The organism is Paenibacillus sp. J45TS6 (genome assembly GCF_018403285.1).
GTDB lineage: Bacteria > Bacillota > Bacilli > Paenibacillales > Paenibacillaceae > Paenibacillus.
Window position 1 is genome coordinate 150,154 of the sequence record NZ_BOSJ01000001.1, and the last position, 13,968, is coordinate 164,121.

General features: G+C 42.3%; 14 protein-coding genes. 1 reads left to right on the plus strand and 13 read right to left on the minus strand.

The window, feature by feature from the left end; genetic code table 11:
- The first annotated feature begins 114 nt into the window (after positions 1 to 114).
- On the plus strand, positions 115 to 1,710 hold the full coding sequence (gene serA / locus KJS58_RS00755) for a phosphoglycerate dehydrogenase (protein WP_160033323.1): 1,596 nt from the start codon (positions 115 to 117) through the stop codon (positions 1,708 to 1,710).
- A 207-nt stretch (positions 1,711 to 1,917) separates the two neighbouring features.
- Here the strand turns inward: serA and KJS58_RS00760 are convergent, their stop codons facing one another.
- The 13 genes from KJS58_RS00760 to KJS58_RS00820 all read right to left on the minus strand — a co-directional run bounded on the left by KJS58_RS00760 (position 1,918) and on the right by KJS58_RS00820 (position 13,939).
- Positions 1,918 to 3,384, minus strand: coding sequence for an ATP-binding protein (locus KJS58_RS00760; RefSeq protein WP_213529621.1), 1,467 nt, complete (start codon positions 3,382 to 3,384; stop codon positions 1,918 to 1,920).
- Entirely contained in the window at positions 3,384 to 4,100 is a 717-nt protein-coding gene (locus KJS58_RS00765) for a response regulator transcription factor (RefSeq protein WP_160033327.1), read from the minus strand. The genes KJS58_RS00760 and KJS58_RS00765 overlap by 1 nt, the downstream gene beginning before the upstream one ends.
- 79 nt (positions 4,101 to 4,179) lie before the next feature.
- On the minus strand, positions 4,180 to 5,445 hold the full coding sequence (ccsA, locus tag KJS58_RS00770) for a cytochrome c biogenesis protein CcsA (protein ID WP_213529623.1): 1,266 nt from the start codon (positions 5,443 to 5,445) through the stop codon (positions 4,180 to 4,182).
- A complete protein-coding gene (gene resB, locus KJS58_RS00775; RefSeq protein WP_213529625.1) occupies positions 5,442 to 7,118 on the minus strand; it encodes a cytochrome c biogenesis protein ResB in 1,677 nt (558 codons plus the stop codon). The genes ccsA and resB overlap by 4 nt, the downstream gene beginning before the upstream one ends.
- A 23-nt stretch (positions 7,119 to 7,141) precedes the next feature.
- The gene (locus KJS58_RS00780) at positions 7,142 to 7,669 is read right to left on the minus strand and encodes a redoxin domain-containing protein (protein WP_160033333.1); all 528 of its coding nucleotides are present in this window, start codon (positions 7,667 to 7,669) and stop codon (positions 7,142 to 7,144) included.
- A gap of 115 nt (positions 7,670 to 7,784) precedes the next feature.
- Positions 7,785 to 8,531 (minus strand): pseudouridine synthase, encoded by a 747-nt coding sequence (locus tag KJS58_RS00785; protein ID WP_213529627.1) that lies wholly within the window; start codon positions 8,529 to 8,531, stop codon positions 7,785 to 7,787.
- 118 nt (positions 8,532 to 8,649) lie between these two features.
- Positions 8,650 to 9,183: a spore maturation protein gene (locus tag KJS58_RS00790; RefSeq protein WP_213529629.1), complete on the minus strand. Its 534-nt coding sequence runs from the start codon at positions 9,181 to 9,183 to the stop codon at positions 8,650 to 8,652.
- Positions 9,184 to 9,187: 4 nt separating this feature from the next.
- Positions 9,188 to 9,829 carry a nucleoside recognition domain-containing protein gene (locus tag KJS58_RS00795; protein ID WP_213529631.1) on the minus strand — a complete coding sequence of 214 codons (642 nt, stop codon included), beginning with the start codon at positions 9,827 to 9,829 and terminating at the stop codon, positions 9,188 to 9,190.
- A gap of 27 nt (positions 9,830 to 9,856) precedes the next feature.
- The gene (locus tag KJS58_RS00800) at positions 9,857 to 11,053 is read right to left on the minus strand and encodes a D-alanyl-D-alanine carboxypeptidase family protein (RefSeq protein ID WP_213529633.1); all 1,197 of its coding nucleotides are present in this window, start codon (positions 11,051 to 11,053) and stop codon (positions 9,857 to 9,859) included.
- Between the two features lie 148 nt (positions 11,054 to 11,201).
- Positions 11,202 to 11,639 carry a GerW family sporulation protein gene (gene ytfJ, locus KJS58_RS00805; protein WP_213529635.1) on the minus strand — a complete coding sequence of 146 codons (438 nt, stop codon included), beginning with the start codon at positions 11,637 to 11,639 and terminating at the stop codon, positions 11,202 to 11,204.
- A gap of 96 nt (positions 11,640 to 11,735) precedes the next feature.
- On the minus strand, positions 11,736 to 12,428 hold the full coding sequence (locus tag KJS58_RS00810) for a DUF2953 domain-containing protein (RefSeq protein ID WP_213529636.1): 693 nt from the start codon (positions 12,426 to 12,428) through the stop codon (positions 11,736 to 11,738).
- Positions 12,429 to 12,564: 136 nt separating this feature from the next.
- The gene (scpB, locus tag KJS58_RS00815) at positions 12,565 to 13,170 is read right to left on the minus strand and encodes an SMC-Scp complex subunit ScpB (protein WP_213529637.1); all 606 of its coding nucleotides are present in this window, start codon (positions 13,168 to 13,170) and stop codon (positions 12,565 to 12,567) included.
- Positions 13,139 to 13,939 carry a segregation and condensation protein A gene (locus tag KJS58_RS00820; RefSeq protein ID WP_249716837.1) on the minus strand — a complete coding sequence of 267 codons (801 nt, stop codon included), beginning with the start codon at positions 13,937 to 13,939 and terminating at the stop codon, positions 13,139 to 13,141. Before KJS58_RS00820 ends, scpB begins: the two co-directional genes overlap by 32 nt.
- Between the last annotated feature and the right edge of the window lie 29 nt (positions 13,940 to 13,968).

Genomic DNA, 13,968 nt, shown 5'->3' on the forward strand with positions numbered 1-13,968 from the left:
TGTCACTTCAACGCATTAATTTTTCACCGAGTTTAAGGAAATGGCTTAGCTTTATACGTGAATGCCGCTTCTTATTCTATACATGTTGTTCAAAATCAAGGAGGACGATGATCAATGTTAAAAGTTTTGGTATCTGATCCAATCAGCGATTTGGGAATTCAGCAGCTTATGGATGCTGAGGATGTTGTAGTCGACAAAAAGACGGGTCTTTCGGAAGATGAACTTATTCAAATTATTGGAGATTATGATGCACTTCTTGTACGCAGCCAAACCCGTGTAACTCCTGCCATTATGAAAGCTGGCACACGCCTCAAAGTGGTTGGACGTGCCGGAGTTGGTGTTGACAATATCAATCTCGAAGCAGCTACTGAACGAGGTATTATCGTTATTAACGCACCTGATGGAAATACCATCACTACTTGTGAACATACATTTGCGATGATGATGGCTCTAGCAAGACATATTCCTCAAGCTTATGCTAAGACGATAAACGGTACATGGGACCGTAAGACGTTCCTTGGCGTAGAACTTCGCAACAAGACACTTGGTGTCCTTGGTATGGGTAGAATCGGCAGTGAAGTAGCAAAAAGAGCCAAGGCATTTGGTATGAACATTCTCGGCTACGATCCATTCTTAACGAAAGAACGTGCTGAAAAAATGGGTGTCACCCTGGCTTCCGTTGATGATATTATTCGTAATGCAGATTTCATGACAGTTCACACTCCACTGACTCCAGAAACAAAGCACATGATTGCTCGGCCACAATTTGAAGTCATGAAAAAAGGCATGAGAATCATCAACTGTGCTCGTGGCGGAATTATTGATGAGATGGCCTTAATTGAAGCTATTGATGAAGGGATCGTAGCAGGCGCTGCCTTTGACGTATTTGAAAGTGAGCCTCCTGCAGCAGATCATCCATTCCTAAGTCATCCGAATATCATCGTTACCCCTCACCTTGGTGCATCTACAGTAGAAGCACAAGAGAACGTAGCGATTGACGTATCTGAGCAAGTGCTTCATATCTTACGGAACGAACCTTTTAAAAATGCGGTTAATATGCCTCCTGTGGCTCCAAGTGTTATGAATATTATTCAACCTTATTTCAAACTTGGCGAAACCCTGGGAAGCTTTGCAGCACAGATGGCAAATGAAGCAATTCAGGAAATCCATATTGACTACTCTGGCGACTTGTCGGAAGTCGATACCCAGCAGCTGACACGTTATGTTTTAAAAGGCATACTTGAGAGACATCTTGGAAGTGAAGCTAATATCGTAAACTCTCTGCATTTAGCGAAGATCCGCGATATTAATGTGGTCGTATCCCAAGCGCCGCGTACAAAAGGTTTCACTAACTTGATTACCGTAACGCTTAAAAACCAACATGAGCAAGAAAGACGTATTGCCGGAACACTTCTCGCTGGATATGGTGAGCGTATTGTAAGACTCGATCATTTCCCAGTAGACTTTGCTCCTGAAGATCACCAAATTTTCATCTCTCATAACGATAAACCAGGAATCATTGGCCGTGTAGGAACACTTCTCGGTGAGAATGATGTCAATATTGCCTCCATGCAGGTGGGTCGTAAAATTATTGGCGGTGCAGCTATTATGATTCTGACTGTTGATAAAGAAGTACCAAAAGAAGTGCTCAAAAAACTTACAGAGCTGCCTGAACTGAATACAGCTCAAGAAATTGTACTTCAAAAATAATTTATCATTCATCTGTAATATAATAAAAGCTGGCCATCTCGGTCAGCTTTTTTCTTTTGCTCAATCATTTTACGAGCACGGTCTTGTTCTCAATCTTATTCACACGTCTAACAGGTTATAAATAAAATTGTTCCACGTTGAACAAGATTAATCGGTACTGTTCAACAAAAAAAGCACCCTCCGTAAGGTGCTTTTTCGTAGAAAAGATCAAGTAAGCTTTGATTTATCCGATTTGTGTTGTTTTATAGGAAGTACAACCGTGAACTCTGTGCCTTCTCCATGAATACTGTCTACTTCAATTGTCCCTTTGTGCGCATCAATGATGTGCTTAACAATGGCAAGCCCAAGACCAGTCCCACGGCCTACATCACGAACTCTCGCTTTATCTGCCTTATAGAATCTTTCAAAGATAAAAGGTAGATCTTCCCGAGGAATTCCTTTCCCTTCGTCTTGAATACGAATCTCCAGTTCATCCTCATTGATCATAGAACAGATAATATAAATATGTTTCCCTGATGGAGTGTGTCTGAAAGCATTATCAAGTAAATTGGTAAATACCTGCTCCAGCTTGTCCTCGTCGGCTGCTTCTAGTATCAAAGGTCCATCTTGATGCTTATACTCTAAGAGTAACCCCTGATCTTTAGCAGCCACACTAAACTTGCGGTATACACGATCAAGCAGCTGGTTCAAATCCACTCTGTCGAGGGTGACATCGGTATGCCCTGCTTCCATCCGAGCAAGGTCCAGCAAATCCTTAACTAATCTGCCCATCCGCAGGGACTCATCATGAATTACTTGTATGAGTTCTTCGCTTTCTTTTGGAGAAGCCGCCATTCCATCAAGCAGTGCCTCACTGTATCCTTGAATCATCGATAAGGGGGTTCTGATCTCATGAGAAATGTTGGCTATAAAATCACTGCGCATCTTCTCTAGATGTGCTTCCTCCGTCACATCCCTCAGTACAGCAACTGCCCCTCGGTTTCCTGGTTCTGTATGCAATGGAGCCATCTGTACGGACCATACACTCTGTTTTACATGTACTTCTGCACTTTGGTCTTCTCCATGGCTTACCACCGCTTTAAACAGTGGTCTCAGCGGTTCAGGGACATCATTATAGGCATCCCCATTCTGTTCCTGAGGAGAGTATCTCACATCGATCTTATTCCATTCAATTCCTTGCCAAGCTGACATCAATTTCGTTCCTTGCGGGTTCGTAGAAATGATCTTCCCTTCACTATCAAAAGAGACAACTGCATCCCTCATACTGCGCAGGACGCTTGCAACACGTTCTTTCTCATGATTTAAGTTCCGAATGGTATCTTCTAATTCTCCGGCCATGTGATTAAAAGTACTCGCCAGCTCACCGATCTCATCGCTTGTAACAAGAGAGAGTCTTGTATCGTAATTTCCTTTACGAATCTCATTTGTTGCCTGAATCAGCTTCTGCATCGGTTGTGTTATTTTACTTAGAAGAAAGAGTGCAAAAAAAGTAGTTAAACTAAAGCCAATAATACAGACAAGCACAAACATTTTCTTAATTTCCCCGGACTCATCCGCAGAGAAATTGATATCAATATATGGGAGTAGGAATACTCCCAGTGTCATGAGGATACAGGCCACTAATAGTATGATGGTGTACCACAGCTTGCCAACTAGTGATTTCCAGAACTTCACTACTTCGGAACCTCCAGCTTATATCCAACTCCCCATACCGTTGTTATCATCGATGCCGCTTCTGGAGAAACTTTATTCAGCTTCTCACGAAGACGTTTCACATGAGTATCCACCGTACGTAAGTCGCCAAAAAACTCATAATTCCACACATCTTTAAGTAAATCTTCCCTGGAGAAGACCTTGTCCGGCGATACAGCGAGATAATGCAGCAGTTCGTACTCTTTTGGAGTAAGACTAACTTCTGACCCATTTGCTGTAACCCGATGAGCATCATGCTCAATAAGTAAGTGAGGAAAAACAATATTATTGCTTGAATTGCTTTCTTTAGATAGATAAGCGGTTGCAGAAGCTCTACGCAAAATAGCCTTAACCCGGTAGATTACTTCACGAGGACTGAAAGGCTTAACTACATAATCATCTGCCCCAACTTCAAAACCCTGTACGCGATTAATTTCTTCCCCTTTGGCTGTAAGCATTAGCACAGGAGTTGATTTCACTTGACGCAGCCTAGTACACACTTCAATACCATCCATACCCGGCAACATTACGTCCAGCAAGATCAAGCCATAATCTTCTGATGTCGCTTTACTGAGTGCGGATTCACCATCCTCCGCCTCGTCGATGTCATAGCCTTCTTTTTCCAGATACATCTTTAACAAACGCCGAATTCTTTCTTCATCATCGACGACGAGTATCCGGTTCTCATGATCTGCCATTCGTACGATTCGCCTCACTTTCTTAAACCAGTTCTCATAGTATGCTCTATTTGAATAAAAACATAAACTTCATTTCCAGTTATTCTGTTCCAGCATAGGAATGAAGTCCAGCGATAATCAAGTTCACGCCAACCAGTGTAAACATCACGATCAGGAAGCCGAGTACAGCAAGCCATGCGGAATTACGTCCCTGCCAACCTTTAGACAAACGAAGATGCAAATAAGCACTGTAATAGAGCCAAGTAATTAGTGCCCATACTTCCTTGGGATCCCAGCCCCAAAACCGTCCCCAGGCGATCTCTGCCCAAATCATGGCAAATATAAGTGCACCTAAGGTGAAGATGGGAAACCCTATCGCAATTGCACGGTAACTGATTTCATCCAAATCATCAGGATCAATATCCGCCAGATAAGGACTCAGCGCCCGGCTAAGTGGTTTCCTAATGATTAATCGAAGCACCCCGTATAATAGCAGACCCGAAATAACAGACCATACGACTGTATTCAGTTTGCGTCCTGCATTTACACCATTCATCCATGAAGGTGCTTCAAATAAAGGTTCTTTCATTCCAAGGAATGAAGTATAACTTTCTGTATCACTGTTATGTGGTGCTACAAGAGGCGGCATGTGATAAATGACTTTCTCTATTTTACTATTATTTGTCCCCCCGGTGTCAACGTCAGTCACCTGTTGCTGAACAAATACTGCTTCGTACCCGCTTGCGCGAAAGGCAAATACGGTACCAATAAATCCTATAACAATAATAATAACAACTAACGTAAATTCAAGCCACTTTTGCTGTCTTTTATCCACTTTCGCAGAACTATCGAATTTAACAGTTCGAAGCAAATACATCAGCCCTGCTGCAAAGCCCACTGCAAAGAACGATTCACCAAGAGCTGCAAGGGTAACGTGGATATTCAGCCAAATCGATTTCAGGGATGGAACTAGAGGCTGTACCTCCTGTGGAAAGACAGCTGCATATGCCATTAGTATAATTGTAATAGGCAATGCAAAGAGTCCGAGAAGCGATGTTTTATATATCATGTAAAGTATAGCAAAAGCAACAATGACCATCATAGACAAGAAGGTCATAAATTCATACATATTAGACACGGGAATATGTCCTGACCCTGCCCATCTAGTGAAAAAATAAACGAGCTGCGATCCTAGACCGATTAAGGTAAGAATTAAACCAAATCTTCCCCATTTTCTAACATGAGCTTCCGGCTCTCGATTACTGAACTTGCGACCCATAACGGCGATTGCATGTACGATAAAAGCTCCACAATATAAGAAAAAGGCAATCATAAATGCATTACTGCTTACGTTAAGCATGTTCACGCTTTATTCCCTCCGTTGTCCAGTGACTTTTCATCCACTATAAGATTACCTTTCTTCAGCACATCAGCCACTTCTCGCCTAAGACCAATCCAGTTTTTATTTGTATGGGCACCTAAGGTAAGAGTTCCCTGGTCAATTCGAATCCAAATTCTGCGATGCTGCCAGTAGAATCCCATAATCAGACCAAGCATAACAATTGCTGCTCCCAGCCAAACAAACGGCATGGCTTTATCAACACGAATATTAAGATAAGTAGTGGAGTTAATGATGTCGACATTATCCATTCCATTCACATCAAGCCTTAGCGGCATGATTCCTTCACTTAGTCTTTCATTAATCAGATCCTGTTGAAAGCGTTCCTTATCAATTTCCTTCGGAAAATAAAGATACTTCACCCCGTCTGCTGGAAGATCCTTGCCTGTAACCGTAAATAAAAAGGCAGGCGCATTGGGACTTGGAGTCTTGGATACTGGTTCTCCCCGGTCATTTAGGCCAAAATCCATAAATTTGCTGGTGAGTTCCAAATGATAGGGTCCCGCTTCATACTCAAGCTGCGGATCATTCATACTAAGCTCAATCGTTCCATAAGATTCGCCTGTTTTCGTAACGATCACTTCAGGCGAAACGGCCCTAAGAATAGGAGTCAAATCATAATCATACTGGTACGCTTTGAGTCCTTTGTAATCTAGCGGGTCATTCACCTGAATAAAATGATGATCTACTTGTTTCAACTGCGGCTCTTTTGATAGATCTGTACAATCTGCTGTACATTCATACAGCTTCGCTTCTGTCTCAAACAATTTGGGAACAATTCTTCCTACATTCTTAAACTCTTCCGGCGTTTCTTCCTCACTGTAATATTCCACCCGGAAATTTACATTTTCGAGATAAAACGTAGTATCCGGTAAATTCACAATTTCACCTTGCGGAAAAGCAACATGCTTGTCCATATGCAGGCCAGGCAGCCCTCTTGCCAATACCGCCAGTAAGAAAATAATCAGTCCAATATGTATAACATAGGGACCCCACCGGCTAAAACGATACTTTTCTGCAAGCAGTGCAGATTCGTCTGTTTTTACACGATATCCTTTTTTCTTAAGCGGGGTAACCGCTTTCTCAATCCATTCTTTTGTTTGCTCTTCAGACATTTCTGTCTGATAGGTAATTCTTTGTCTTGTTAGGAACTGCATATGTTTAGGAATTCGTTGCTTGTTCAGTGCCTTATACAGCGGCAGTACCCGATCTATGCTGCAAATAACAAGAGAAGCACCGATCATAACAAGCAGTAAAATAAACCACCAGGATTCGTATGTATGTGAAAGTCCTAATATGTAATAGATGTTTCCTGGTAGACCATACGTTTCTTTGTAGTAGACAGAAGGATCTAGATTAACAAAAGCGTTCTCCTGAGGATAAATAGTTCCAAGCATGGCTCCAACCAAAGTAAAGACGATCAAATAGATCGCCACTTTAACAGATGAAAAGAAATTCCATACTCGGTCAATCGTATTTGGATTACTTCGCTGTGAACGCCTCGCCCTGCCGTCATAACGCATTTCAAGCAGTTCAGTGGAAACAAGATCTTTTTCGTCTTGCGGTTTACCGCAGGCTTCACACAGTACGGTACCCACTGGATTCTGGTGGCCGCATTCACACTTTGTGTTTTGAATCATGGTGACGTTAACCTCCTATTCCTTCAATTTGAATTGACTAGCTGCTTGATTTTGTACTCCAACGTGTCCAAATTCAGCTGACCTTCAAATTTCTCGGAGATTTTTCCGTCTTTAGATACAAAAAAAGTAGAAGGCATCGGTGAAATACCAAACTCACCCGTCACTTTTCTTCCCTTGTCATACATAATTGGAAAATCTACACCGACTCCGCGAACAAACTGATCCACCGTCATCTGATCTTCCCCTACATTTACGCCGATGAATACCACGCCCTGCTCTTTCCATTTGTCCCATTGTTTCTGCAAGGCGGGCATTTCATCAACACATGGCTCACACCAAGTCCCCCAAAAATTGATAACCATGACTTTATCCTTGTATTCTGCAAGGGTATGAACTTTGCCATCCATTCCAAGCAATTCAAAATCAGGCACACGATCACCGACACCGGGTTTTCCATCCGAACCAAAAACAGACGAGCCAATGGCGTAGGCACCCAAGATGACAATGAATATCAAAATAATAACCTGAACGGTTCTTTTTGATTTCCCCATCGTTAATGCGCTCCTTTTATGACAATTATGTCCAATTATCCAGCCTATGGATAATTATAACGAAAAATGTCACAAAACTTCGTCTGTTTTTTGAAAATTATGTGTCCTTACGGATTTATTTTCTGTTATTCTTCTCTGCTGCGGATTGAGCAGATTGCATTAAGTTATTGATTTCTTCTTTCGTCAAGTGGCGATATAATCCCCGTTTCAAGTTTTGAAGGAGAAGTCCGCCAAAAGATATCCGTTTTAGTCTGGTTACCGGATGATTGATGGCTTCGAACATACGTCGAACCTGACGGTTACGTCCTTCATGAATCGTGATACTAATGACCGCTTCTTTCTTGTCGGTATCTACATCCTTATATTCAACTTCTGCAGGATATGTCATTCCATCGTCCAGCATAATCCCTTTTCTCAGCTGATCCAGTGCAGTTCCGTGCGGAACTCCTTTTACTGTAGCCAGATAAGTCTTAGGTACATGATGTTTGGGATGCGTTAGCAAATGTGCAAATTCACCATCATTAGTTAACAAAAGCAGTCCTTCGGTATCATAATCCAGTCTTCCTACCGGATAGACTCTTTCTTTGATCCCTTTCAGATAGTCTGACACAATTTTTCTGCCTTCTGGGTCAGAAGCACTTGTGATGACTCCTTTTGGTTTATTCAGCATGACATAAATTTTCTTCTCACTACGAATCGGCCTGCCGTTTACCGTAATGATATCCTCATCAGGATTTGCTTTCGTACCAAGCTCGGTCACTACTTCTCCGTTGACTTCAACCTTACCGGACAAAATAAGCTCTTCGCTTTTACGTCTGGAAGCAATCCCTGCTTGTGCAATAATTTTTTGTAATCTCTCCATATTCAATAAGTCACCTCAGGAATTAATGATACCCATCAGAAGGAGAAATAACAAGGTTATGAAAAGGAAATAACCCTCGGGGCATTCTCCAAGGGCTTGCTATCAGCGTAAAAGGGTTTTAACCAAATACAAGAAGACATATAAAAATAGCTGCAACAAAGCCAACTAAATCAGAAAGAAGCCCTACTTTGAGTGCATATCTGCCATTTCTAATACCGACAGCCCCAAAATAAACAGTAAGTACATATAGCGTCGTATCCGTGCTTCCTTGCACCGTTGAAGCGATTCTTCCAATCATGGAGTCAGGACCATAGGTTCCAATCAAATCCGTTGTAAAGGCAAGAGAACCTGTCCCTGTCAGCGGCCGAAGTATACCGAGAGGTAATATTTCAGAAGGAACCCCCATCCACTGAAAAAAGGGAGTAAAGAAACTCAAAAAGAAATCGAGTGCCCCCGAAGCGCGAAATACACTGATTGCCACCATCATGGCTACGAGTTGAGGAATGATAGAAATCGCAGTTCCAAATCCCTCTTTGGCTCCGTCTACAAAGGATTCATACACAAGGACCTTACGATAATAGGCATATAATGGAACAAAAGCAATAATGATCGGGATGGCCCATGTAGAAATGAGATTAACGAACGCTAACATGTGCTCACCCTTTCACACTTGTTTCCGCCTGCGGTGGCTGTTTTCTATCTACTATGCGTTTAGGTGTCCTCGGCAACCTACTTCGGTAATAGCGATCCAGGATAATGGCTGCCGCCGTTGCAAATGCAGTAGCAACAAGGGTAGTCCCCACAATTTCAGCGGGATTGGCAGAATGATAATTCAGCCGGATCGCTATCAGTGTGGTCGGAATCAACGTAATGCTTGCTGTATTTATAGCCAGTAGTGTGCACATCGCTGGACTTGCTACTTGTTTATCCGGATTCAGTTCCTGAAGTTGCTGCATTGCTTTTATCCCCATTGGCGTAGCTGCATTTCCAAGCCCCAGTAAGTTGGCACTCATATTGGAGAGGATATATCCCATGGCAGGATGATTTTTAGGAACATCAGGAAATAAAAAAGCAACAACGGGTCCTAAAAGTTTGGCAATCTTAGACAGTAATCCAGCATCTTCCGCCATCTTCATCATTCCCATCCAGAAGACAAGAACACTAATGAGTCCAAAACACACCGTTACACCGGTAGCGGCACCATCAAAGGCGGACTGAGTAACCACTTCAATGTTCCCTTTTGCCGCTGCAAAACAAAATCCAATCACAATCATGGCAAGCCAAATGACATTTATCAACGTGAACCCCTCCCGCTTCGGATTCCTTTATTCTCTTGTGAATATTTGGCCGAGGACTTCTCGGAGCGAACTTAAAAATGTACTTTTATGAACCAGATTGTAAGATAAGACGGAAGTTTCGGCTGTAGTATCCTTCGGAATATAACTTCCCTTCTTATACACAGGGATATGACCGATTTTCACTCCATTCAGCATAAATTCTACCCGGCCTTTAAGCCCAAAATCTGCATCCTTGTCCACAATTTTTTTAGCTTCTTCAAGTTGCTGATCATATAGAATCAGCTTTGTTTTGATATTTTCCGCTTCGGATACGAGTAAAGGGTATCTAAATGAGTTACCTGTGACATATTGAAATTTTTGGATCGACTGGCCTTTTTGTGCGAGATCAACAAGCGGATAGTGCTCAAATCCATAGTTCAGCATTTTAGCGTGATCGTTCCAGTCATCCCCATCATTTAAAGTTACCGCTGCGAGCTGTTGCCCTTCGCGAGTTGCAGAACTCACAAGACAGCGAAATGCCATCTTGGTATACCCGGTTTTTACTCCGTCAGCTCCTTCATAAAGCCGCAACATCTTGTTTTTATTCAGCCAATTATAATCCCAGGTTTCATTCGGATTGGGTGCTTTTTTCTGCTGCGTACCGACAATGCGTTTGAAATCCGCATTATGAAGTGCGTACGCGGTTAGCTTGGCCACATCATTAGCTGTAGAATAGTGACCTTCGGCATCAAGCCCGTGGGGGTTCTTAAACTGAGTGTGACTGAGCCCGATTTCCTCAGCCTTCAGATTCATTAAGTGAACGAATCCTTCTTCTGATCCCCCAACGTGTTCAGCAATCGCGGTTGCTGCGTCATTTCCTGAGCGGAGCATAAGACCGTACAGCATATTCTCCAGCGACATTTCCTCTCCAAGTTTCAGATACAAAGAGGAGCCTTCCTTACCGGCTGCATTTTTACTTACAGTGACCATACTCTTTAAGTCCATTTTTTCCACCGCAACTAGGGCGGTCATGATTTTGGTTAGACTTGCAATTCTCATTTCTTTATCTCCGTCTTTGCTGTACAAAATGCGACCAGAACTCACATCAATGAGAGAAGCCGTTTCTGCATTGGTATGAAGTGCTGGGGGTTCCTTATGTTCGGGTTTATGATCAGCATAAGCAGTAAGAGGTGATAACATAAGTGTTACTACCAGGGGCAACACACATTTTTTCAATAGTTTCATAAGTTCTCCTCCGGGTCCTTTTGCAGAATCTTGTACTATACTATGTCCTTGTCCATCGAAGTATGTCCTTGTTTGGACAAACTGCTTGTCGTTACCAAAACAAATTCCCTTCCAGCACAAGACTGGAAGGGAATTTGTTTTTTTATTGCTACTGGGAAGAAGATATAGTCGTTGTTGTGTTTGTTTGATTATTCTTAAAAAGCTGCTGCATTTGATCAATTAATTTAGGCGCTTGATCAATAATTTTCTCGAACAGATGCGTATTGTTATCTAGAGGAACGATATTCACTCCATCTTTTCCCACAACAAGAAAGGCGATCGGATGTATGGATACACCGCCCCCGCTACCTCCGCCAAAAGGAACGGATGATGACGAATGGGCGCCACTGCGGTCATACTGCTGTTCTGTATCTAGATGAAAATCACTGCCTCCTGCTGCAAATCCAAAACCAACGCGGCTGATCGGTAAAATAACGGTACCGTCCGGTGTTTCTACTGCATCTCCTACAATGGTATTCACATCAACCATCGCTTTAATATTTTCCATGGCTGTTTTCATTAGACCTTGAATCGGATGATCGGACATAGAATACATACCTCCTGCTAATCAATAGTTTGACATAATATAGGTTTCCCAACTTTCCGTCTTGCTATGTGTAAATTGAAGAAAAAAAGATTCTCGTTATTCTCTGCTACTTAATTCACGGCGCCAAGCCCTGATTCCACCATGCGCATTTACGATACCGTGACTAATGGTACGGAAGATTTTCATCAACCTGAAAAATCGAATATAGGCCCGAAACTCCAGAAGGGTATCAAAGGACCACTTTTCCTCCCAGCTGGCATTTACTTTTAGATCAGGTCCGTCTGTAAATGTCACTTTGTAAGACAACCATCCGAGCAAGGTATTTTTAATCCCCCACAACAAGCCATTCAGTACAGATGTGGTTACCACATCCTCCGTACCCAGCCTGGTATGCCAAACAAGTTTCGTTATGCGGAGCTTGGAAAAGTCATTTGTCTCCCAGATACGGAGTGCATAAGCACTTTTCATAAGGTCCTTGATTTGATAATTGAATCCTTTTTTACCTCGTTTATTTGTAGAAGGAGCATCTTGAGATCCATCGTTACCCTTTTTTTCGGATAATTTCTCTGTTACCAATTGAGCGAAATGTCGCTTGAGCTCTTCAAAACGCTCAGCTGGAAGTTCGTAATGAAAACGGACTATGCCATATATCAACTTCACCCGAAATTCCATTTCTGCATGGGTGTTACGCGTCTTTATACTAGCTTCAATATGTATATTGGATAACAAGACCAAGATGAGGAGTAGAATAATAACAGCTAAACATATCGATCCAATCCAAATCCACACGCGGTTTCCTCCTGTTTTATAAGTCTCTGCTTACTTGCATGCATACATTAGTCTAGTATGTTCATAAAAAATGGAAAGCATTCTGCTGCTGAACAAAAAGAAACCGATACTCTATAAAAGAGCATCGGTTTCTCATTTAACTATTTTGTTGGTTGTCTTCCTCCAGCCTAGTCTGTTCAAGCTTAGTGAACAGAAGCTGGGTTTCTTCTTCTTGCGCTTCAGCTTCCTCAAATAAATTGGGTTCTGGCAGATCCTTCAGTGTCCCAAGACCAAAATAATCAAGGAATGCTTTTGTTGTTCCATAGAGAATCGGTCTGCCAATGGCTTCCGCTCTTCCTACTTCGTGTATCAAATCTTTGTTGACCAGCGTATGAATCGCTCGTTCCGATTTGACTCCACGAATTTCTTCGATCTCAATTCTTGTGATCGGTTGACGATAAGCAATGATGGACAGCGTTTCAAGTGCTGCCTGGGAAAGAGAAGAACGTGACGGCGAATAGGCTAGTTTTTCAAAATACGGAGCATGATCAGGAAGTGTACCCATTTGATAATTGCCGGCAATTTTCAGAATTTGTAGACCTCTCTGCTGTTCTGTATATTCTTGTTTTAGCTCCTCGAGGGCACCAGCCACGATATCTTGAGACTCGTTAACGATTTCCGAGAGCTGCTTAACGCCCAGCCCTTCCTCTCCCGCTAAAAACAAAAGTCCCTCAATAATCGATTTCAATGTTCGCAAGTCCATCGATCTGTTTTTCCCCTCTCCATTCCATCACGATATCTTCAAACAATCGTTCCTGGTAACATACAATTTTTTTCATTTTCATCAACTCCAAAATCGCTAAAAACGTTACTACAACTTCTTGACGAATCATTTCTTCATGAAAAAGCTTGGAAAATAACATCTTCCCGCCATAACCTTTGGCTTGCAGTGCTCCTGCCACATCGCGAATCCGATCTTTAACCGATATTTCATCCCGATGAATTTTAGCCACACCTGGCTGCCTAGAAGATCTGCTTAGCGCTTTTTGAAAAGCTGCTATTAAATCTGAGGTATGCAGTCCCTGCACCGGATTACTTGGCTCTACCTGAACGTATGGAGTCAGGTCTTCCGGCTCTTTAGAGAAGATCAAACTTCTCTCAGATTCCCTTTCATGCAGATGACGGGCAATTCCTTTAAATTTACGGTATTCCATGAGTCGCTGTACAAGTTCTGCACGAGGATCATACATTTCCTCTTCCATGTAGTCATCATAGATTTCATCATCCGCAAACACCGGTGGTTTGGGAAGAAGTATTTTGGATTTAATCGCAAGCAAGGTTGCCGCCATGACAAGAAATTCACTTGTAATATCAAGTTCCAATTCCTGCATGGAATGAATGTAGTCCATATATTGATCTGTAATATGACTGATCGGAATATCTTGGATGTCAATTTCATGTTTGTCAATCAAGTGCAATAAAAGGTCCAAAGGTCCTTCAAACGTTTCAAGCTTATAGGTTACAACCGTCAATGGACGCATCCTCCCGCTACAGTTACAAA